Origin of the sequence: Mycobacterium stomatepiae (genome assembly GCF_010731715.1) — a bacterium.
Classification (GTDB): Bacteria; Actinomycetota; Actinomycetes; order Mycobacteriales; family Mycobacteriaceae; genus Mycobacterium; species Mycobacterium stomatepiae.
Map to the genome: position 1 here is coordinate 4,102,281 of NZ_AP022587.1, position 20,630 is coordinate 4,122,910.

General features: G+C 66.6%; 25 protein-coding genes. 6 read left to right on the top strand and 19 right to left on the bottom strand.

Annotated elements, in window-relative coordinates; genetic code table 11:
- Positions 1 to 87 precede the first annotated feature (87 nt).
- Positions 88 to 1,287 (bottom strand): DNA polymerase IV, encoded by a 1,200-nt coding sequence (gene dinB / locus G6N54_RS19340; protein ID WP_163791477.1) that lies wholly within the window; start codon positions 1,285 to 1,287, stop codon positions 88 to 90.
- A 23-nt stretch (positions 1,288 to 1,310) separates the two neighbouring features.
- Positions 1,311 to 1,952, bottom strand: a complete 642-nt coding sequence (locus G6N54_RS19345) for a TetR/AcrR family transcriptional regulator (protein WP_163791478.1) — start codon at positions 1,950 to 1,952, stop codon at positions 1,311 to 1,313.
- Positions 1,953 to 2,029: 77 nt separating this feature from the next.
- Here G6N54_RS19345 and G6N54_RS19350 point away from each other — a divergent pair, with 77 nt between their 5' ends.
- Entirely contained in the window at positions 2,030 to 3,499 is a 1,470-nt protein-coding gene (locus G6N54_RS19350) for a flavin-containing monooxygenase (protein ID WP_163791479.1), read from the top strand.
- Here G6N54_RS19350 and rraA read toward each other — a convergent pair.
- The 10 genes from rraA to G6N54_RS29585 all read right to left on the bottom strand — a co-directional run bounded on the left by rraA (position 3,496) and on the right by G6N54_RS29585 (position 9,724).
- Positions 3,496 to 3,975 carry a ribonuclease E activity regulator RraA gene (gene rraA / locus G6N54_RS19355; protein ID WP_163791480.1) on the bottom strand — a complete coding sequence of 160 codons (480 nt, stop codon included), beginning with the start codon at positions 3,973 to 3,975 and terminating at the stop codon, positions 3,496 to 3,498. The genes G6N54_RS19350 and rraA overlap by 4 nt on opposite strands.
- A complete protein-coding gene (locus G6N54_RS19360) occupies positions 3,975 to 4,367 on the bottom strand; it encodes an Rv3852 family protein (RefSeq protein ID WP_163791481.1) in 393 nt (130 codons plus the stop codon). Before G6N54_RS19360 ends, rraA begins: the two co-directional genes overlap by 1 nt.
- A 106-nt stretch (positions 4,368 to 4,473) precedes the next feature.
- On the bottom strand, positions 4,474 to 4,986 hold the full coding sequence (locus G6N54_RS19365) for a copper resistance CopC family protein (RefSeq protein ID WP_163791482.1): 513 nt from the start codon (positions 4,984 to 4,986) through the stop codon (positions 4,474 to 4,476).
- A complete protein-coding gene (locus G6N54_RS19370) occupies positions 4,983 to 5,654 on the bottom strand; it encodes a YcnI family protein (RefSeq protein WP_163791483.1) in 672 nt (223 codons plus the stop codon). The genes G6N54_RS19365 and G6N54_RS19370 overlap by 4 nt, the downstream gene beginning before the upstream one ends.
- Before the next feature lie 15 nt (positions 5,655 to 5,669).
- The gene (locus G6N54_RS19375) at positions 5,670 to 6,326 is read right to left on the bottom strand and encodes a DUF6474 family protein (protein ID WP_163791484.1); all 657 of its coding nucleotides are present in this window, start codon (positions 6,324 to 6,326) and stop codon (positions 5,670 to 5,672) included.
- A gap of 123 nt (positions 6,327 to 6,449) precedes the next feature.
- Positions 6,450 to 6,848, bottom strand: coding sequence for a transcriptional regulator (locus G6N54_RS19380; protein WP_163791485.1), 399 nt, complete (start codon positions 6,846 to 6,848; stop codon positions 6,450 to 6,452).
- A 456-nt stretch (positions 6,849 to 7,304) separates the two neighbouring features.
- Complete coding sequence (locus G6N54_RS19385; RefSeq protein WP_232073803.1) at positions 7,305 to 7,748, bottom strand: hypothetical protein; 444 nt, start codon at positions 7,746 to 7,748, stop codon at positions 7,305 to 7,307.
- Between the two features lie 329 nt (positions 7,749 to 8,077).
- A complete protein-coding gene (locus tag G6N54_RS19390) occupies positions 8,078 to 8,611 on the bottom strand; it encodes a peptidase (protein WP_090597853.1) in 534 nt (177 codons plus the stop codon).
- A gap of 168 nt (positions 8,612 to 8,779) precedes the next feature.
- Positions 8,780 to 9,403, bottom strand: a complete 624-nt coding sequence (locus G6N54_RS19395) for a superoxide dismutase (protein WP_163791486.1) — start codon at positions 9,401 to 9,403, stop codon at positions 8,780 to 8,782.
- A 165-nt stretch (positions 9,404 to 9,568) separates the two neighbouring features.
- Positions 9,569 to 9,724, bottom strand: coding sequence for a hypothetical protein (locus G6N54_RS29585; RefSeq protein WP_170313065.1), 156 nt, complete (start codon positions 9,722 to 9,724; stop codon positions 9,569 to 9,571).
- Between the two features lie 562 nt (positions 9,725 to 10,286).
- On the opposite strand from G6N54_RS29585, the gene G6N54_RS19400 reads away from it, so the two are divergent.
- Both G6N54_RS19400 and G6N54_RS19405 read left to right on the top strand, forming a co-directional pair.
- Positions 10,287 to 11,333, top strand: a complete 1,047-nt coding sequence (locus tag G6N54_RS19400; RefSeq protein WP_163791487.1) for a DUF4328 domain-containing protein — start codon at positions 10,287 to 10,289, stop codon at positions 11,331 to 11,333.
- 4 nt (positions 11,334 to 11,337) lie between these two features.
- Positions 11,338 to 12,162: a glycerophosphodiester phosphodiesterase gene (locus G6N54_RS19405; protein ID WP_163791488.1), complete on the top strand. Its 825-nt coding sequence runs from the start codon at positions 11,338 to 11,340 to the stop codon at positions 12,160 to 12,162.
- Here the strand turns inward: G6N54_RS19405 and G6N54_RS19410 are convergent.
- From G6N54_RS19410 to G6N54_RS19420, 3 genes are all read right to left on the bottom strand, one after another.
- Positions 12,159 to 12,716, bottom strand: a complete 558-nt coding sequence (locus G6N54_RS19410; RefSeq protein WP_163791489.1) for a ferritin — start codon at positions 12,714 to 12,716, stop codon at positions 12,159 to 12,161. The genes G6N54_RS19405 and G6N54_RS19410 overlap by 4 nt on opposite strands.
- Positions 12,717 to 12,895: 179 nt before the next feature.
- Positions 12,896 to 14,137 (bottom strand): LCP family protein, encoded by a 1,242-nt coding sequence (locus tag G6N54_RS19415; RefSeq protein ID WP_163791490.1) that lies wholly within the window; start codon positions 14,135 to 14,137, stop codon positions 12,896 to 12,898.
- A gap of 52 nt (positions 14,138 to 14,189) precedes the next feature.
- Entirely contained in the window at positions 14,190 to 14,978 is a 789-nt protein-coding gene (locus G6N54_RS19420; protein WP_163791491.1) for a DUF2470 domain-containing protein, read from the bottom strand.
- A gap of 92 nt (positions 14,979 to 15,070) precedes the next feature.
- Here G6N54_RS19420 and pheA point away from each other — a divergent pair, with 92 nt between their 5' ends.
- Together pheA and G6N54_RS19430 are read left to right on the top strand one after the other, a co-directional pair.
- Positions 15,071 to 16,024: a prephenate dehydratase gene (pheA, locus tag G6N54_RS19425; RefSeq protein ID WP_163791492.1), complete on the top strand. Its 954-nt coding sequence runs from the start codon at positions 15,071 to 15,073 to the stop codon at positions 16,022 to 16,024.
- A gap of 3 nt (positions 16,025 to 16,027) precedes the next feature.
- Entirely contained in the window at positions 16,028 to 16,723 is a 696-nt protein-coding gene (locus tag G6N54_RS19430) for a histidine phosphatase family protein (protein WP_163791493.1), read from the top strand.
- A gap of 1 nt (position 16,724) precedes the next feature.
- Here the strand turns inward: G6N54_RS19430 and G6N54_RS19435 are convergent, their stop codons facing one another.
- From G6N54_RS19435 to G6N54_RS19445, 3 genes are all read right to left on the bottom strand, one after another.
- Positions 16,725 to 16,916 carry a hypothetical protein gene (locus tag G6N54_RS19435; protein ID WP_163791494.1) on the bottom strand — a complete coding sequence of 64 codons (192 nt, stop codon included), beginning with the start codon at positions 16,914 to 16,916 and terminating at the stop codon, positions 16,725 to 16,727.
- A 71-nt stretch (positions 16,917 to 16,987) separates the two neighbouring features.
- Positions 16,988 to 17,338, bottom strand: coding sequence for a metallopeptidase family protein (locus tag G6N54_RS19440; protein ID WP_163791495.1), 351 nt, complete (start codon positions 17,336 to 17,338; stop codon positions 16,988 to 16,990).
- 4 nt (positions 17,339 to 17,342) lie between these two features.
- Entirely contained in the window at positions 17,343 to 18,707 is a 1,365-nt protein-coding gene (locus tag G6N54_RS19445; protein ID WP_372513286.1) for a septum formation family protein, read from the bottom strand.
- 120 nt (positions 18,708 to 18,827) lie between these two features.
- Between G6N54_RS19445 and serS the strand changes: the two genes are divergently transcribed.
- On the top strand, positions 18,828 to 20,081 hold the full coding sequence (serS, locus tag G6N54_RS19450) for a serine--tRNA ligase (RefSeq protein ID WP_163791497.1): 1,254 nt from the start codon (positions 18,828 to 18,830) through the stop codon (positions 20,079 to 20,081).
- 56 nt (positions 20,082 to 20,137) lie between these two features.
- Here serS and G6N54_RS19455 read toward each other — a convergent pair whose 3' ends face one another.
- Entirely contained in the window at positions 20,138 to 20,563 is a 426-nt protein-coding gene (locus G6N54_RS19455; RefSeq protein WP_163791498.1) for a DUF2834 domain-containing protein, read from the bottom strand.
- Positions 20,564 to 20,630 lie beyond the last annotated feature (67 nt).

Consider the following 20,630-nt stretch of genomic DNA (forward strand, 5'->3'; position numbering starts at 1 on the left):
GCCGGAGCCGAGCGGCATCTCAAACAAAGCTCCTATCATCCGAAATGGCATGGGCTGGAGGCTAATTGGTGCAGCGGTAGGAAAGGCTCAGTCGGGTAGTCGCGGCATCTCTATACCCACGTCGCGGCCAATCAACACCCCGCGGGTTAGCGCGGACTTGCCGAATCGTTTCCGGACTTGGTCCACGGCGGCGTCTACCGTCGGCGATTCGGCGTAAAACGGCAGCATCAGCTGTTGGGCCCCGCTGCGGTCGATGCCCGACACCGCGAAACCGACTAGCGTCAATCCTCGTTGGGCGATCGCGGGGGCGGCCGACGCGACCAGCTGGCGGGCGGCGGCCAGGATCGGCTGCGTCGACGACGTCGCCCACGGCAGGGTATGCGACCGGGTGGCCCGGGTGAAGTCGTCGAACCGCAAGCGCAGCACCACGGTGCGACCGGTGCGCCCGGCGGCGCGCATCCGGGTGGTGATGCGGTCGATCAGGTTGATCACGACTGCGTCGATCTCGTTGGCCGACATGTGATTTCCAGCGCGTCCCAACGCCCGCTGGGCACCCACCGATCGGCGGTGCACCCCGGTGTCGACCCGGCGCCGGTCGACGTTGCGGGACAGCGCATACAGCTGGCGGCCCATGGCAGCACCCAGTAGCGAGGCCAGTGTCGACTCGCTGAGCTCGGCGACTTCGGCCACCGTCGTGATGCCGTAGCCGTGCAGTTTGTCGGCGGTCACCACGCCCACGCCCCACAACCGCCGCACCGGCAGCGGCCGCAGGAACGCGAGCTCTTGATCGGGCGGCACGAGCAGCAGCCCGTCCGGCTTGGCCTCCTGACTGGCGACCTTGGCCAGGAATTTGGTGCGGGCGATCCCGACGGTGATTGGCAGCCCGACTCGGTCCCGCACGTCGACTCGCAGCTGTGCCGCGATCTGGACCGGCGTGCCGGAGACCCGGAGCAAGCCACCGACGTCGAGGAACGCCTCGTCCACCGACAGCGGTTCAACGATCGGTGTGGCGTCCCGGAACACCTCGAAGACCGCCTCGCTGGCGTGCGAATAGGCCGACATCCGCGGTGGCACCACGATGGCATCGGGGCACAGGCGCAGGGCCTGCCGGCCGCCCATCGCGGTGCGCACGCCGTAGGCCTTGGCCTCGTAGCTGGCGGCCAGCACGACGCCGCCGCCCACGATCACGGGGCGACCGCGCAGCGTCGGATCGTCGCGCTGTTCTACGGACGCGTAGAACGAGTCCAGATCCGCGTGCAGGATGGACGCATCGGTCTGCACGAACATATGTTCGCACGCGGGTGCGACAACTAGCCGGATTCGCCGTAAATGCTGCTGAGCCAGATGTGGGTGAGGGTGTCGACAACCCGCTCGGTCTCCACCGCCGGGGTCTCGGCGGACAGCGCGGCCATCATCGTGCGTTCGTTCATCTGGTTGAGCGACGTCGCGAGGTCGGCCGCCGGGATGTTGTCCGGCGCGGCGCCACGTTCCCGTTCGGCGGTGATCATGGCAGCCGTTTGGTCGATCCACTTCTGCATGAATCCCGACCACAGCGTCCGCAGCTCCGAGCTGGTGGCCAGCGCCTCGGTGGCGGTGCGGGCCACCGCGCGGTGGGGGGCGAATTCGGTGAAAAACGCCTTGATGCCGTTGCGCCACACCCGGCGCGGGTCTGCCGGAAGCCGCATCACCGCGCCGTCGAACTCCGAATCGGCTCGCGCGATCACCGGCTCGAGCAGCGAGAGCAGCACAGCTTCTTTGGACTTGAAATAGAAGTAGAAGGTGGGCCGCGAAATGCCGGCGCCTTTGGCCAGGTCATCGACGGAAATGTCGGCCAGTGAACGCTCCTCGAGCAGCCGCTCTGCGGTCGCGAGGATCGCCTGCTCACGGTCGTCGCCCGAAGGGCGGATGGAGCGGCGGCCGCGCAGGGCGCGGGTCTGGCCGGCGGTTGTCACGCCCGTTACTTTACACATGGTCGATGATTTCGACAGTGCGTTGACTAGCTCGACAGTGTGTTGATAGCGTGGCGACTATGACTGAGCATCTGGACGTCGTCATCGTGGGCGCTGGCATCTCCGGCGTGAGCGCGGCCTGGCACCTGCAGGACCGCTGCCCGACCAAGAGCTACGCCATCCTGGAGCGCCGCGACGATCTCGGCGGCACCTGGGACCTGTTCAAATATCCGGGCATCCGGTCCGACTCGGACATGTTCACGCTCGGGTTCCGCTTCAAGCCGTGGCGCTCGGCGAAGTCGATCGCCGAGGGCGCCGACATCAAGGCCTACATCAAGGAAGCCGCTGTCGAGAACGGCATCGATCGGCATATCCGCTACCGCCACCGCGTGGTGTCCGCCGACTGGTCCGATGCCGACAACCAGTGGACCCTGACCGTCGAGAGCGACGGTGCGCAGAGCGAGATCACCTGTTCCTTCTTGTTGGCCTGCACCGGTTACTACAACTACGACGAGGGATACTCGCCGACGTTCCCCGGCGCCGAGGACTTCGGGGGCACCATCGTGCATCCGCAGCATTGGCCGGAGGACCTCGACTACACGGGCAAGAAGATCGTCGTGATCGGGTCCGGCGCGACCGCGATCACCCTGATCCCGGCGCTGGTGAATTCCGGCTCCGGCTTTGTGACGATGCTGCAGCGCTCGCCGACCTACATCGGCTCGCTGCCCGGAGTCGACCCGTTCGCGGTGCGAGCCAACCGGCTGCTGCCGGAGCGCTTGGCGCACATCGCAAATCGCTGGAAAGCCATCATCTTCAGCACCTTCCAGTATCAGCTGGCCCGCAAACGCCCCGCCTATATGCGCAATCTGCTGATGACGATGGCGCAGCGACGTCTGCCGAAGGGCTACGACGTCGAGAAGCACTTCGGGCCGAGCTACAACGTGTGGGACCAGCGACTGTGCCTGGCACCCGACGGCGACTTCTTCAGGGTCATCCGGCACGGCAAGGCCGAGGTCGTCACCGACACCATTGAGCGATTCACCGAGAATGGAATCAAGCTCTCCTCGGGTGAGGAACTGCAAGCCGATATCATTGTCACCGCGACGGGTTTGAACATGCAGTTGCTCGGCGGCGTGCAGCCCACCCGCAACGGCGAGGCCTTCGATCTGACGTCGTTGATGACCTACAAGGGTCTGATGTTCTCCGGCGTCCCGAACTTCGCCATCACCTTCGGCTACACCAATGCGTCCTGGACGCTGAAGGCCGACCTGGTCTCCGAATTCGTATGTCGCTTGCTGAACTACATGGACGCCAACGGCTTCGACAGCGTCGAGCCGCAACATCCCGGCAAGGACGTGGACGAACTGCCGTTCATGGACTTCAGCCCCGGCTACCTGCTGCGGTCGGTGCACTTGCTGCCCAAGTCGGGATCGCGTGAGCCGTGGCGGCTCAAGCAGAACTATCTGTTCGACATGCGCACGATCCGCCGCGGCAAGGTCGCCGACGAGGGCCTGCGTTTCGCGAAAAAGCGCGCGCCGGTATCGGTTTAGGAGCTGACGACGACGATGCCGTCGTCGTCGCTGTAGGCGATCTCGCCGGGCGTGAACGTCACACCACCGAGGCTGACCTCGACGTCGCGCTCGCCGACGCCGGTTTTGCCGCTCTTGCGGGGATTGGTGCCCAGCGCCTTGATGCCGATGTCGATGCCGCGCAATGCGGCGGCGTCGCGCACCGCGCCGTTGATCACCAGCCCGGCCCAGCCGTTGGAGCGGGCAAGCTCGGCGATCAGGTCCCCGAGCAGCGCGGTGTGCAGCGAGCCTGCGCCGTCGATCACCAGCACTCTGCCCGTACCCGGTTGTGACAGCACGGATTTCAGCAGCGCATTGTCTTCAAAGCAGCGCACGGTGGTGATCGGTCCGGCGAATTCGGTACGACCGCCGAACTGGCGGAACTGAAGATCGCAGCTGCGTACGTCGGGCCCGATCCGGTCGACGAGATCGGCCGTCGCCTCGAACGACACCTTCATCAGCGGCGCCGCAGCTGCCGGATCAGCAGGATTGCGAGCAGGCTCAGCGCTCCGGCAACCACCAGGGGCAACGGCGACTGGCCCGGCGTCGACTGCGGAATGTCCCTGGAGACGGGATTGTTGGCGGCCTCCACAGTGGATTTCGCCTGTGCTGCAGCATCTTTAGCAGCAGCAGCAATTTCGCCATTGGGCTCGATCCCGGTCTGGGGATCCTGCTGTGCCCCTGGTGGTTTGGGCGGGGAAATCTTGGCGGGCGCCTTTTTTGCCGGTGCTTTCTTGGCGGGAGCCTTCTTTGCGACTGCCTTTTTGGCGGCCTTGGCGGGGTGCGTCTGCTCCGGGGGCGTCGCCGCGCCGTTGGTTTCGCTGTTGGGGTGATCCTGGGGGTCTGCCATCCGGCCGCTCCTTCGCAGCTTTCTCTCGGCCATCGCTAGCGCCGCCAAAAGTTACTCGGACCCCATCATGCCAGCACGGGTGAACGAGCCTTCCCGGCCAGGCGGGTCAGGGCCTGCGGCGCCGTGTCCACAGCAGGCCCGCGCCGATGATCGCGACAGCCACCGCGACGAACGGCCAGACCGGGATGTCGTGGCCGGGATCGCCGGTGGCGGCCGCGGGTCCTGGGGTGCCGGTACCGGCCACACTCAGGCGAAACGACCACGACCCGGACACCACATGGCCATCGGCAGAGGTGACCCGGTAGTTCACCGTGTAGGTCCCGATGGGGCCGAGCGGGCGCAGCGCGATGCCGACGACCGCGCCCCGCACGGCGGTGTCACCGGTGGACCAGACGTTGCCGTCCGGTCCGACGACCGTCATGGCCGCGAAGGTGGTCTGCAGTCGCTCGTTGAAGGTGGCGCTGACCCGGTCCGGACCGGTCGCGAGAACCGCGTTGTCGGCGGGCTCGGCGGACACCCGCGTGGCGTGCGCCGACGCGACCGGTGCCGTCAGTGTCGCGGTTGACAGCATGGCGGCCAGCAGCAGGCCCGCCCAGGCGACAACGACCAGCCGCCTCATGTCCTGGGGCGGCGAACCAGCACCAGGGCGATGCCGAGCGCGGCGACGACCAGGGCGGCTCCGCCCAACACCCGCGCAATGTTGTCCCCGGAGGTCGGTGCGCCGCCGTGGTCGCCGGACACGCCCGAATGGTGGTGCTCATGCGGAGTGGCCGACCCGGCGCCGAGCGTCAGCATGGGCACCGGATGCTCGGGCTCGCCGCCGTCGGCCAGCGGCTGCTGATCCCATTTGACGACGGTCCCGTCCGCATAGGTCTGGGTGGCCGGGAAGCTGACGGTAGCGGTGTCGGGCAGCTGCACCGCGATCCGGAACAACGCGAACTGGTCGACTCCGATCCCGCCCCCGGGCGCCGCGGTCCAGGTCACCGAATGGACGACGCCGGATGCCGTGTCACGGTCGAGCTTGGCCGTCCACCCGGGCATGGTCTCGGTGCGCGCGGACGAGACATCGGGCAGCGTAACGGTCAGCGCCGTGGTGGCGGCGCCCTTGTCGGACTCGTTGGGCACCTGAAAGGTCACGATCGCCATGGCGCCGCGAGCCGCGTTGTCGGCGCTGGCATGGACGTGCGCCCAGGCCGGTGCGGTCATGCTCGCGGCGCCGACGTAGAGCATGGCGGCAGCCGAGACGACAATCAGGGCACGGGAAATCCACCTGTCGCGGAATGGCATGTCAGAACACTACTTTCAGGTCAATCCGAGCCGAGCCATCAGATCTGCTTCGATGCCGTCGAGTTGCGACGATATCGCCGAGTGCGCGGCGCGCCGACGCGCGGCCGGCATGTTCTCCGCTGCGGTGACCGCCGCCGACAAATCGGTGAGGCGCTCGGAAATGGCGGCCACGAACTGCTTGGTCTCGGCGTCCTTGGGCTTTTTGTCCTGCACCATCCGTAGGGACTTTTCCGAGCCGGCGATCCGCGCCGATAGCTGGGCGCCGTGCCCGGAGAACTGGCCGATCTGCGCCAGCGGAATCCCGAGCTGATCCGCGCGACGCTGGTCGATCATCGCGCGGGCGGCCATCGCCGCCCGGTAGATCACCGGCGTCAGGATCGGCGCCAGCAGTCGCGACACCGTCAGCAACCGCCGGATCCGCGTCGGCGACAACACCTTGCCCTCTCGCGCCGCCTTGAGTTCGGTCTCGGCGACCTTCAACGCGGCGCGGTCGCTGTCCCGCTGCGATTTCAGCTGCGCCTTGAGGGCCTTGTCGGCGGCCCGACGATCGTCCTTGAACCGGCGCCGCTGGTTCTTGGCGGTGAGCTTGGCTTCCAGCTTGGCGCGGGCCTTGATCGCACGAGCTTCGGCACGACGCGTGGCGCGAGTCTTTCGCTTGCGAAACAGGCCCATTCCCGGCCGCCTCCCGGTGTCTCGTGGACTATCGCTGTCGCGTGAACGCGATCCGTGGAGCCAACCCTAATCGGAACAGGACGACGGCAGCCCAACAGGTCGGGCTGCGTCCGGGGAAGCGGCTTAGGCGTCGAGATGTTCGGCGCGACGTAGTTCGTCGACGCGCTCGACGATGTCCTGCTGGGCCTGCGCGGATAACCCGGCGGCGCGCAGCGCGATACGGCGCACACCGTCGTCGCGCATGGTGGACATCCAGACCAACTCCCTGTCGAGCTTTTCGTAGTACTCGTCGTCAGTGAAGTAGGCCGACTTGATGCGGAAGAAGTTGGCCAGGGCGGCCATGGTCGCCGACGACGGGTTGGTGCGATTGCCGGAGCGTAGCTGCGACAGGTAGGGAGCCGACATCGTAATGCCTTCCGCCTTGAGTGCCGCGATCACCTCCGCAGAGGTATGCGGTCCGCGCCCGGGTGGATACACCGTGTCGAACAAGCGGTTCAGGCGGGCGGAAAACGTCGTGCTCATCGATATGACCTCCACTGGGCTGTAGAAGTGAAACTATTACCTAAGTGTATTTGCTGACCATGGTAGCGAGAGTTTGAGTCCGCAACCAGGTGCAAACGGGGGTGGGTTCGCTGGTGGTGACCCTGGGAATCGCTGAATCCGCACTTGACGAGCGTGTAACTAAATGACGGCAGTGTCCATAATGCGAGTAAAACTCACAGGTTATCCGCAGAAAGCAAGTCTGGTGTTCGGGTGCTTCGGCGATCCGGGGATACGTGGCGTCGGGGCCGGGTGGAAGGTGTCGGGCGGATATCTCGCAACTAGCGGGCGACGTGGACCCATCGAAAGCCTACTTTGCTGTCAGGTCTGATTTTGGCCATGTTTAGAGGGGCAGGGTGCAGCAAATCGCCCTCAGAGATACCTCTGGGGGCAACCGCCGGACCCGCCCGGCTTGCGCGCGGCAGTGGCCGCTGAACATTAGACGGTTTCCGGTGACCTCCCGGTCCACGAAGCCTCGCTGTGGCGTCGCCGCGGAGTTTGCGCCGTCGCCGCTGAGACGGCGACCGGCGCCACCGCCACAATCACCGCGATGGCCACCGGTCGCCAGCCCAGCGCGTTCTCAAACAGCATCCAGAGGCCGAAAATTCCGAACAGCGCGCCGGCCAAGACCATGCCCCGGGCGCTACCGATCCAGATGCCGGCCCAGTCGTGATCGTCGATGGTGGCCTCTTCCGTGCTCTCGTGCCACGCCCAGCCGGCTAAGGTCAGGCACGCGATCGCGGATGCAAGGGCCATCGGGCGGGCCGGCAATGCGGCGCCGAGGCCGTGGCGCATCGCCACGGAAACTTCGGGCGCGCCAAACGTGGCGATCGTCACCCCGGGTGGCACGATCCACCGTCGGAACCGCAATGCATAAGTCATCGTGATGAGCCGGGACCTGTCGCCCCAATTCGGCAAGGAAAACCCCTCCAAGACTCAAGAGTATGGCGGCAAACATCGGGCCGACGTTTCGCCGCATCGTTGACAACCACCGTGGTCGTCGAACGCCGCTCGAAGGTCTCGCCCACCGATGCGTTGGGATCGGTTCCCCAGGCCGGATTATTCGCCGGGATGTCGACGCGGGGATCCAGGGCTCCCCGTCGCTAACCGTCCCAGGCTAGCGGCGAGATCGCACGCTCGCCAGGCAAGCGGATAAGTTCGGACCGCCATGTCTCTGAACTCGTGAGAAGGACCGAATCGATCGAATTCCCTTATGCCGCAAGCAACATGGCCAGAATAGCGGTGTCCGGATGGCTGATCGGGTCGACGCCGACACGGCTCACCATCGACGTGATGGTGCCGTCGGCTTCCGCCTCGACCCACGCCGCCCGGTGCTCTAATCCCAGGTAAGGCAACCCCGGCAGCAGGACACATCCCGACGCCGCGCCGGTGCACTCCGGCAACGACGGCGTCGTCTCCGACGGGGGATGCAGCATAAGCAGCGCCGGAGGTTGGTGATCCGCGAAATACCCTGGCTGGATTGCGGATTCACCGAATACCGTGCCCTCGGCCAGCACCAGGCCGACGGTGTCCGGTTCGGGCTCGTCGGGCAGTTCCTCACGCGCGCCGAAAACCGTTGTAGTGGAAAGTAATCCGGGCAACGACGCGACTCGCACGGCGACCATCAGTAGCTGCGCCCACTCCTTGGTCGAGTCGGGCCACCGGCCGGAGATCACGAACCCCTTGAGGGCACCACGAGCATGGAAGGGAGCAACCCCTATCGGCTGGCCTGACCCAGTTTCCATCTCGACCTCCGCGCGACGTCGTCGTCCGAATTAACCACGCTGGTAGCTCGAATAGTTAAGAATGCCTGCGGTTTAGGTGCGTTGCAACTCGACACGGCCACTGGCGCATGCCTTTCCTGCATTCGAGCCCGAAGGGCCCCAGCCCTTGAAAAGGCCTCAGTGATGTGATCAGCCGAAAATAAGGCCCTGGGTCTTCGAAGTTGCGGCCGCGTAACGCGATTGCACGTCTGCCCAATTGACGACGTTCCAGAACGCCTTGACGTAGTCGGCTTTGACGTTCTTGTACTGCAGGTAGAAGGCGTGCTCCCACATGTCGACCTGCAGCAGCGGGATGATGCCCAGCGGGACGTTGGCCTGCTGGTCGTACAGCTGGAAGGTCAGCAGCCGGTCGCCGAGGGTGTCGTAGCCGAGCACCGCCCAGCCCGAGCCCTGCAGGCCGTTGGCGGCCGCGCTGAACTGAGCGCGGAATTTGTCGAACGACCCGAAGGCGTCGTCGATCGCGGCGGCAAGGTCGCCGGTCGGCTTGTCTCCGCCATTCGGCGACAGGTTCTTCCACCAAATCGAGTGGTTGACGTGACCGCCCAAGTGGAACGCCAGGTTCTTCTCGTTCAAGAAGATCGCGGCGTGGTCGTCATTGGCGCGAGCGTCTTCAAGTTTGGCAATTGCGTCGTTCAAGCCCTTGACGTAAGTGGCATGGTGCTTGCTGTGGTGGATCTCGTTGATCTGACCTGAGATGTGTGGTTCCAGCGCTGCGTAGTCCCAGTCCAAGTCGGGCAGGGTGTATTCAGCCACGGCATTCCTTTCCTCGATGATCGTCTTAGCGCGCATTCGCACGGAGTCCGCCACGCGACAGGCGCAGCGTAATCAACCCTGCTCCATGACAGCACGCGCCGCAAGGACGGCCTCTAGCGGCCGATATTCCGGGTACCCGCTCGGCGCGGTTTCATCAGGAAATAATCAAGACAAAACAATGAGCGCCAGCACCGCGAGCAATGCCAACGCAATCAGGCCGGCGCGCAACGCGGCGATGCTGTAACTGTGGTTCCAGGCAGGCGATCCGGAATAGGAGTTCGACGCGGCCGGGCTACCCGGACCGAACGAATGCATCGCCATCAATCGCCTTTCACCGCCAGGTCACCTCGATCGAGTGAGGTGAGTCACAGCATTTTTGGTGATGGCGATCATAACCCTTTGTGATGGGGTTGAAAAATGCTTCCCGCAACGGGCCGCTGAGCTGCGGATTGTTCCCGCCTTGGCGGACCCGGGTTCGGCCGGGTTGCAGGCGCGTGCCCGCCTGGAGGGGCGGGTCTGATCGCTTTGCAATGGGGCGGTCCATTCGCTCGGCTGCCTGTCTGGCCTGTCGATGACGTACAAAAAGTGCCCGGCGTTATCCACAATTGGTGCCGGGATTAACCGCTAGTTGCTGATTGATTGCGTGCATACCCCTACCACCTATGTGGATAAACCTGTGGAAACTGTGGATCGCCCTGAAGTAGCTGTGACCGGCGTAACAGCTGTCGATTCGCGACGAAGAACACGCGTTGCTGCCCGTGCCGGTGCGGGTTTGCGAGGCACGCGCACCCGGCGAGCATCATCGCTTTTCAGCGGACCGGGCTCGGTGTCCCGGTGGTCGCGTTGCGGCGGCCCGCGCCGTCGCCAGGGCTACGCTGGTCCGGTGATCCAGACGTGCTCCCAATGCGGCACTCGGTGGAACGTGCGCGAACGGCGGCGCGAGTGGTGCCCTCGCTGTCGTGGCGCGTTGCTCGCACCGCTGGCGGACGCGCCGGCCGGCGACCCCCGCTGGAGTACGCACGGTAGTGGGCCGGCGCCCGCACGGCCGGTCGCGCCGCAACGCACGCCGCCGCGCTTGCCGCCCGGCTTCCGGTGGATCGCGGTGCGTCCGGGAGCCGCACCCCCCGCGCGACGGGGCAGGCGGGAACTGGGCCCCACACCCCGCTACGCGGTGATCCCGCGGTGGGGCTTGACCGATCGCGTCGAGCAGGTCGCCGCCGGCGCCGAAGGACCGGTACCCCTCGGACCGTCGGCCGCTCTGGTGCGCCTCGTTCTTTTCATCAGCGTGCTCACCCTCGCCGGCGCGGCGCTGGTGTACGTCGCTCGGTATGCGCTGCTGGTCTACAACCGCAAGACCCTGCTGAACTCGCTGGTGGCGACCGCGGCGGACTGGTTGGGGGACTTGGCCAGTGTGGTAGCGCTGGTGGCGCTGATCGGCTCGGGCGTGTTTCTGATCCGCTGGCTGATCGCCCGGCGGGCCGCCGCGTTCTCGCATTACGGCCTGTCCGATCACCGCTCAGTCAAAGCGCTGTGGGCCGGGTGCGTGGTACCGCTGGCTAACCTGTTCTGGGCGCCGGTCTACGTCATCGAGCTGGCCATCCTCGAAGAGCACTACAACCGGGCGCGCCGACCCATCCTGGAGTGGTGGATCGTCTGGATCTTCAGCTACGCGCTGTCGAGCTGGGCCATCATCACCAGCTTCGCCACGGACCCCCAGGGCATCGCTAACAACACCGTCCTGATGGTGTTCGGGTACCTGTTCGCCGCGGCGACCCTGGCCGCCGTCGCCCGCGTATTCGAGGGATTCGAACGCAAACCCGTCGCGCGGCCCGCGCATCGCTGGGTCGTGGTGACTCCAGATCTCCCGGATCGCCGCGGCGAGTCCGTCGCCGCTCCGGTTGAGTTCAAGGGGGAGGAACCGGCAGCATAGGGGAATGACGTGGGCCGACGAGGTGGTCGCCGGGCACCCGTTTGTCGTTGCCCACCGAGGCGCATCCGCAGCACGCCCCGAACACACGCTGGCCGCTTATGATCTCGCGCTCAAAGAGGGCGCCGACGGTGTCGAGTGCGATGTGCGGCTGACCCGCGACGGCCACTTGGTGTGTGTGCACGACCGCCGGCTGGACCGGACCTCGACCGGCGCCGGGCTGGTCAGCACGATGACACTGGCTCAGCTGCGCGAGCTCGAATTCGGCGCCTGGCACGACAGCTGGCGGCCCGACGGCACCCACGGTGATACCAGCCTGCTCACGCTGGATGCGCTGGTGTCGCTGGTGCTCGACTGGAACCGCCCGGTGAAGATCTTCATCGAGACCAAGCATCCGGTCCGGTACGGCTCGCTGGTCGAAAGCAAGCTGCTCGCGCTGCTGCACCGCTACGGCATCGCCTCGCCGGCGTCAGCCGCCCGGTCGCGCGCGGTGGTGATGTCCTTCTCGGCCGCGGCGGTCTGGCGAATCCGGCGAGCAGCACCGCTGCTGCCCACGGTGCTGCTCGGCCGGAATGCTCGCTACCTGACCAGCAGCGCGGCCACCGCCGTCGGGGCCACCGCCGTCGGGCCCTCGATCATCGCGCTGAAGGACTATCCACAGCTGGTGGATCGCGCCGCCGCGCAGGGCCGGGCCGTGTACTGCTGGACCGTCGACGGGTACGACGACATCGACTTGTGCCGGGATGTCGGGGTGGCCTGGATCGCTACCAACCACCCGGGCCGCACGAAAACCTGGCTAGAAAATTCGCGGACCCTCGACGGCCGGGGTTAGATCGGCGACACGAGGTGGCCGCCCGCGGCCGGTGGCGCGCTCGCGCTGATGCCCTGGGTAGCCACCTCGCGGGCGACGAAGTTCTCCAGATCGAACAGGTTGGCTCCGGCCCGATCCGACACCGTCACCAGGGTTTTCATCACCGCGACTTCCTCGACCTGCTCCTGCAGGAACCACTGCATGAACTGTTCGCCGAGGTAATCACCCTCGTCGCGGGCCACCCGGGCCAGCTGGGTGATCTGGTCGGTGACCAACCGCTCCTGCTCGAGGGCCAGGACCAGCGCGTCGCGGGGCTGCTCGAATTGGTTGCGCATCGCGTCGATGCCCGCGATCTCGACCGGCACGTCGCGGTCGAGCAGATGCTGCACCAGCATCATCGCGTGGTTGCGTTCCTCAAGCGCGCGTCCGTAAAAATGCTTCGCCAATTGCGGAAGCTCGGCGGCGCTAAAATAAACGGCAATCGCGACGTATTGCTGAGAGCTGGTGAATTCGTGAGAAATCTGTTCCTGGAGTAATGAGTGGAACTTAGACTTCGGAGCTTCGGTCTCGGTCATGTCAGTAGCTTAGCGCAGGTAGAAGGGCGACGCCAAGAGTCTGGACGGGACTCAAGAAAAGTTCTCATAACCGCGCTTCCGCCATTTGTTCAGGCCCGGTTTATGTAAGTGTAGAAAGGCTACATCGTACTGCGCACATTTCCAGAATTGCGTTGCGTATTAACACCCGAAATTCAATATCACTGCCCTTCGAGCGCGGCCGCGGGCACCGCGGTGTCGGCGGCCAGCGCTTCGAAAAGCATGGCGGCCATCTCGTGATTCCACACCACCACCGAGCCGGCGCTGTTGCTGGTGAAGTCGCCGATCGGAACGGGCAGCGCGGTGGTGGACCCGTGCAGCGCCCAGCCCAACCGGGCCAGGTCCCACACGTGATCGCCGCTGTCGACCGTCATCGCGTCGGCCGCGGCGTGCGGTACCGCGTACCAGCGCCATGGATTGAGCCACACCGACGGGCTGGCGGCGCGGTCCAGCAGCGCCGTAATGAACTGCCGCTGATTGACCATCCGGTCCAAATCCGCGCGGGGTGTGTCGCGGGTCCGGACGTATCCGAGCGCGCTGCGGCCGTTCAGCTTCTGGCAGCCGGCGGGCAGGTCGATGCCGGCCAGCGGGTCGTTGATCGGCGCGGTCGGGCAGACGGTGATGCCGCCCAGGGCATCCACCAGGACCGCGAACCCGCTGAACCCGATCTCGGCGTAGTGGTCCAGACGCAGCCCCGTGGCCTGCTCCACCGTCTGGGTGAGCAGCGCCGCCCCGCCGATCGCGAACGCGGAGTTGATTTTGTCCTTGCCGTGCCCGGGGATCGGCACGAACGAGTCGCGCGGTATCGACACCGTCGTCGGCGGCGTATTCGACCCCAAGTCGGGGATGTGAATCAGCAGGATCGTGTCGGTGCGACTGCTGCCGACATTGCCGCCGGTGGCCAGGCTCGCCTGCTGCTCGGCCGACAGGCCTTCCCGGCTGTCCGACCCGACGAGCAGCCAATTGGTGCCGCGGCCCGACGCAGGCCGATCGGCGTAGTTGGTCAGTGCCGGCTTGCGATGCAGCGTCGTGTCCAACCAGCCGCCGCCACCCACCACGCCGGCGACGGCCAGCAGCAAACCGATCAGCAACGTGGACAACACGATTCGGCCCCACCGGCGCTTTTTGCGCTTGCGGTGCACGCCCGGCAGGTCGGACGGGGGTGCCGAGCGGTCGCGCGGCCGCGCGCGTGATCGCGGCTTTTTCCGCGGCTCCAGGTCGCCGGAGGCGGCTCTACCGGCGGGAACCGGTGACACGACGCGGGGCAACGGCACGGTCTCATCGGTGGGCGAGGGCGCCGGATTGGCATAGCGCTGAATCACCGGCGCCGGCTCGGGGGGCGAAACCCACGGCGGGCCCGGTCGCGCGGGCCGTCCGCGGTGTGGTGATCCGTCGCCGCTCACCCGGCTAACTTACGTGTCGCCTTCGGTGTGGGCAGCGTCCGGCGCACCCGGGTTACGGGCGAGCGCGCAGGCCGTTGATGAACGGGCAGCCCATCAGCACGCGAATGGCCTGGCTCAACCCGGTCATGTCGTCCACCGGCTTGTGGAAGGGCAGCCGGATGTCGTGGTCGTCGCCCTCGCTGCCTTCGACACGGAACCGGACGCCGTAGCGGTCCAGCCCCAGCGGGCGGACGTGTCCGCGCCGCAGCGGCGCCGGCAGCCGGGATACCAAGCGCGCGACCACATCGGCGTGGGCATTGTCCAGGTGCCACAGCAGGCTCGACTCGATGTCGCAGAACGGATCGGGCCGGGCCGCGAGCAGGTCTTCGATGCTGACGGGTTCGGCGCCGGTGGCGTCGGTGACCACGACGGACGCGATCTCGAGTCGCAGCAGCGTGTACCGCTCCTCGCCCGGGCTCGCCGGCCTGCATTTCGGCGTATCGACCTGCAGCAGTGCCGGATGCGGACACTCGCTGGCGATCACGTCGAGGGTGGGGTTGATGTCGGCCGGCGCGACCTGACGCAGGTGGCCGCGGACCCACACCAGCGATCGGACCGGCTCGCGCAGCGGAAGCGGCGCGTAGTCGGTCAGTTCGAGCAGTGCCTGGGATCCGCAGACCCGGCTATCGGTCGTGCGGTCGCTGGGAAGCGCGACCGCGAACGATCCGTCGTGCAACAGGTGGTGCACCGGTGTGGGCACCGGGTCCTCGCGTTCGACCGCAAGCAGGGCACCGCCGGCCCGGGCGCAGGCGCTGCGGATGCGTTCGGCAGTCGTCGGCGCGGCGCTGGTCAGCGGCAACATCGTTCTCCTCTATCCTTAGGTAAGCCTAAGGTAACTTAGATCGAAGGTCGAAGCAAGGCCCCTTTTTGAGTGAGGCCACTACGGTTGTCTTCGTGGTTGGCATCACTTACCTCGGTCCCGAAGGGACCTTCACCGAGGCGGCGCTCCTGCAAATGACGTCCGCCGACTTGATCCCCGACCAGTATCTGGGCGCGGTCCGGCAGACACCGATCGAGAGCACGCCCGCGGCGCTGGAGGCGGTCCGCAACGGGGACACCGATTACGCATGCGTGCCGATCGAGAACTCGATCGACGGCACGGTAGTGCCGACATTGGACAGCCTAGCCAACGGATCGCCGTTGCAGATCTTTGCCGAGACGACGCTGGACGTGGCGTTCAGCATCGTCGTCAAGCCCGGCGGCAACGCCGACCAGGTTAGGACGGTGGCGGCCTTTCCGGTGGCCGCGGCCCAGGTGCGCCGCTGGCTGGCCGCCAACCTGCCCGGCGTGGAACTGAGGCCGGCGTACTCCAACGCCGACGCCGCCCGGCAGGTCGCGAAGGGGGAGGCCGACGCCGCGGTGACCTCGCCGCTGGCCGCCACGCACTGGAAGCTCGCGGCCTTGGCTGAAGGCGTGGTCGACGAGCCGAACGCCCGCACCCGCTTCGTCCTGGTCGGCCGGCCCGGCCCGCCGCCGGTGCGCACCGGTGCCGATCGCACATCGGTCGTGTTGCGGATCGAGAACGCGCCGGGTGCGCTGCTCGCCGCGCTGGGCGAGTTCGGCATCCGCGACATCGACCTCACCCGCATCGAATCTCGGCCGACCCGCACCGAACTCGGTACCTACCAGTTTTTCGCCGACTGCGCGGGCCACATTGACGACGACGCCGTCGCCGAGGCACTCAAGGCACTGCATCGTCGTTGTGTGGATGTGCGTTATCTAGGCTCCTGGCCCACGGGCCCGGCCGCGGGCATCGGGCCGCCTCCACCCGACGAGGCCTCGCGCTGGCTGGCGCGGTTGCGAGAGGGTAAACCCGATCAGGCCGATGCTTCGGGCGGGGGGATTTAAACGATGAGTGGTCGGTTGGTGCTGCTTCGGCACGGCCAGTCCTTTGGCAATGTCGAGCGGCGGCTGGATACCCGCCCGCCTGGGACGGACCTGACACCGGCGGGGCGGGACCAGGCCCGGACGTTCGCGCTCGATACCGCCCGGCCGGCGCTGCTCACACACTCGGTGGCCAAGCGGGCGTCGCAGACGGCCGCGGTGATCGGCGCCGAGGTCGACGTGGCTCCGCGCGAAGTCGCCGGGATACACGAGGTTCAGGTCGGCGTCCTGGAAAACCGCAACGACGACGAGGCGGTCGCGGAGTTCAACGCCATCTACGACCGGTGGCAGCACGGCGAACTCGATGTGCCGCTGCCCGGCGGTGAAACCGCCAACGAGGTGCTGGATCGCTACGTTCCGGTGCTCACCGACCTGCGGATGCGCTATCTCGACGACGACGACTGGAACGGGGACATCGTCGTCGTCAGCCATGGCGCCGCGATCCGGCTGGTATCCGCGGTGCTGGCCGGCGTCGACGCCAACTTCGCGCTGGACAACCATCTGGGCAACGCCGAGTCGGTGGTGTTGGCCCCGATCACCGACGGGCGGTGGAGCTGCGTGCGGTGGGGAACCTTGACGCCGCCGTTCTATCCCGACCCCAGTGCAGACGGGGTGACGTCCGTCGCCGACGCGGTGCGCTCAGGCACCGACCCGATGGGCTGATCTAGACGGCCAGCGCGATCAATTCCGTGCAGGTGCAGCCGACGGCGTCGCAGTCGACCACGAACGTGTGGGCCAGCAGCTCGGGGCTGACGCAGTCCGGCTCGGTGCATTCCGAACGACGCAACGAGTGGCGAATGATGGTCCCGTGGCAGTGTTCCAGGCCTGCCCGGCAGTCGCGGCATTCTGCGCTCATAGGCAGTTCCTAGCACCAGGCGACGACAAATCCGCGCTGCCGCGCCCGAATCACGGTGGGTTGCCGGATCTTCAGCCCCAGCCCAGTTCGTGCAACCGGTCGTCGTCGATGCCGAAATGGTGCGCGATTTCGTGGATCACGGTAATCGCCACCTCCTCGACGACGTCGTCGTCGGATTCGCAGATGTCGAGCAGCGCCTCGCGATAGATCGTGATGGCGTCCGGCAGCGACCCACCGTAGTCGGAGTCGCGCTCGGTCAACGCCACCCCCTCGTAGAGACCCAGTAGTTCGGGCTCCTCGGGGTTGCGATCTTCGACGAGAATCACGACGTTGTCCATCGCGGCCGTCAACTGGGCAGGGATCAAGTCGAGCGCTTCGGAGACCAGTTCGTCGAACCGCTGCGGATCCATCCGCACGGCCACGGGGCTAACCCGCCGGTGCCGGCTCGGCTGGCTCGGGCGGTGCGCCCGGTGGGGGTGCGTCCGGCATGGGTGGCGGCGCCTGGTTGCCCGCCGGCGGCACGCCACCGTCGGCCGGCGGTGCCGGAACATCCTGCGGCGCTTGGTTGGCCGGGGCCTGCGTGGTCGCGCGTGGCGGCGTCACCACCGGCTGCTGTTGCGGCAGGTGCTGATTGCCCGGCGGCATCTCCGGCGGGGCGTTGGACTGCTGGGGCGGACTCGCCGGGCTCGCCGGAAGCTGCGGCATCGGGGGCATCGTGAGCCGCTCCTCGGGAATGTCGGGCGGCGGCACCGGGGCAATCCCGTTGATCAACAGTTGTCCCTTGGCGCTGTTGACCAGGGTGGCCCAGCCGCCATTGCCCAGCGTGGCGCCGATGCTGCAGGCGACCTCGCGGCTGCCCGCCGACCAACTCGACAGCGACACGGTGGGGTAGATCAGCGTCAGCGTGGTGGTGCGCAACTTCATCGGCGCGAGGTAGGCGTCGGTCATCTTCGTGCAGGCGTCCTTGATGTAGCCGTCCTGGTCGGGCTCGGCCGGCAGCGCACCCGGGAACTTCTCGGCCAGGTTGACCGTGCCGGTGACCTCCATGGCGTGCGGCGTCTTGCAGTCGACGGGGGCGTCGATCGGCTGGTTCGTCGTCGAGTCGATGCCGAGGCAATTGCCGGCGGGCCAGACCTTGGACTGGTCGACATCAGACACCTTGCCCTTGAAGGCGGCCTGTTCGTTGTTCGCACCGGGCATCTGCAGGCCGCACAGCATGCGACGCTCGCCGGATTGACGCCACGCCCGGTCGCCCGCCCACAGCAGGCTAACGCTGAATTTGCTGTTGGGGTCGTACTTGGGGCCGAGGTACCGGCGTACCGCGGCCTCACATTGCTCCTGGCTGATCTGCTGGATGCGAGCCGGCGACGGCGGAGCGGCGTTGGGACCGTATTCCGAACCCGGGAAGGTCCGCATGTCGATGGACTCGGCGACCTCGAACTTGTGGTCGTCGGCGCACTTGACGATGCTCGCCGACTCCGGTGTGACGTCCGGCCACATCAGGCAATCGCCGGTCTTGGCGCGGTTGAAGGCGGCGTCGGTCTTAGCTCCGGTGCTGGGCACGGGGTTGCTGTCGAGGTAACCGGCAAGCCGTCCCTGCCCCGCCCCGTCGACCGGCAGCGCGGTTACCAGGCCGGCGATCAGCAGCCCGCCGAGCGCGAAGAGGAGCAACGCTCGCCGGGTCGCCGTCGCCTGCAAACTGCGCGGCAACTGGAAGCCGTCCAGCGGCTGCTCCGCCTCGGCGGCGGGCGGGCTGGGTGCGGCGGGATCCGTTTCGAGCGTGTCCGACATTGACTCCATTCTGACAGGACACCCAACCGAACGTGACAAAAGTTATAGATGTGAGTCCTGGGACTAGCACCGATGGATGCTCCGCGCGGCGGGTCCCGATCCGAAAGTAATCTTCAGGCCGTGATCGACCTCAAGCTGCTCCGGGAAGATCCCGACGCCGTCCGCCGTTCCCAACTCAGCCGCGGTGAGGACCCGGCGCTGGTCGACGTGCTGCTGATGGCCGACGCCGCCCGCCGGGCCGCGATCTCCAACGCCGATACGCTGCGCGCCGACCAGAAGTCCGCCAGCAAGAGCGTGGGTAAGGCCACGCCCGAGGAGCGCCCGGCGTTGTTGGAGCGCGCGAAGGAGCTCGCCGAGCAGGTGAAGGCCGCCGAAATCGCCCAGGCCGACGCGGAGACGGCGTTCACCGCGGCCCACATGGCGATCTCGAACGTCGTCACCGACGGGGTTCCCGCCGGCGGCGAGGCGGACTTCGCCGTGCTCGACGTCGTCGGTGAGCCGCCGGCGATCGAAAACCCGAAGGATCACCTGGAACTGGGTGAGTCGCTGGGACTGATAGACATGGCGCGCGGCGCCAAGGTGTCCGGTTCGCGGTTCTACTTTCTGACCGGACAGGGCGCGCTGTTACAGCTCGGTCTGCTGCAGCTGGCGCTGCGGCTGGCCGTCGAGAACGGATTCGTCCCGATGATCCCGCCGGTGCTGGTGCGTCCAGAAGTCATGGCCGGCACCGGATTCCTGGGCGTCCACGCCGACGAGATCTACCGGGTCGAGGCCGACGACCTGTACCTGGTGGGCACCTCGGAGGTGCCGTTGGCCGGTTACCACTGGAACGAGATCCTGGACCTGTCCGGCGGACCGCTGCGCTACGCCGGTTGGTCGTCGTGTTTTCGGCGCGAGGCCGGCAGCTACGGCAAGGACACCCGCGGCATCATCCGGGTGCATCAGTTCGACAAGGTCGAGGGTTTCGTCTACTGCAACCCCGCCGAGGCCGAGGCCGAACACCAGCGGTTGCTGGGCTGGCAGCGCGAGATGCTGGCCCACATCGAGGTGCCGTATCGGGTAATCGACGTTGCCGCGGGCGATCTCGGCTCGTCGGCGGCCCGCAAGTTCGACTGTGAGGCGTGGGTTCCCACCCAGCAGACCTACCGCGAGCTGACGTCGACGTCGAACTGCACCACGTTCCAAGCCCGCCGGCTGGCCACCCGCTACCGTGATGACAACGGCAAGCCGCAGATCGCGGCCACCCTCAACGGCACACTGGGCACCACCCGCTGGCTGGTGGCGATCCTGGAGAACCACCAGCAGCCCGACGGCAGCGTGCGAGTGCCCGCCGCGCTGGTGCCGTTCGTCGGTGCCGAGGTGCTCGAGCCCTAGACGTTGACCGTCGCGCGCTCTTGTTCGTGGCGGCGCTGCCGTTCCATCGTCGCGAACTAGAACGCGAACGCGAACGCGAAGCTGGTGAACAGGCTGGACACAAAGTGCAGCCAGGGGCGCCGATATCCGCGGCGATAGCCGTCCACGATCGTAAAGATGGGCAGCAGAACAACATTCGCAATCGTGTAGTCCTGGCTCGCTGAGCTGGCGGCCGGGTTGGTGAACATCAGCTTGATGTACTCGGCCCAACTCCCGTGTTCGCCCCACAGCGGGTTGGTGGATCCGTGCGAGTACTCCGCTACGTAGGTGATGTTGAAGTACCAACCGAGCGCGACCGACGCGATCCCCACGACGTAGTAGACGATTTCCATCGGTGAGAAGAGCGGGCCGCCGGCGAGCCGGGCGAAAACCGTCGAGTTGGATCTGACGATCCAGATGATGACCGCGAGTCCGAGTACCGCGTGGGTAATGAGGGAGACCATGGGCGCAGTCTCGCCCCGCACGCGAAGTTTTGTCAAGATTGTCAAAACAAATGGAATGACAATCCAA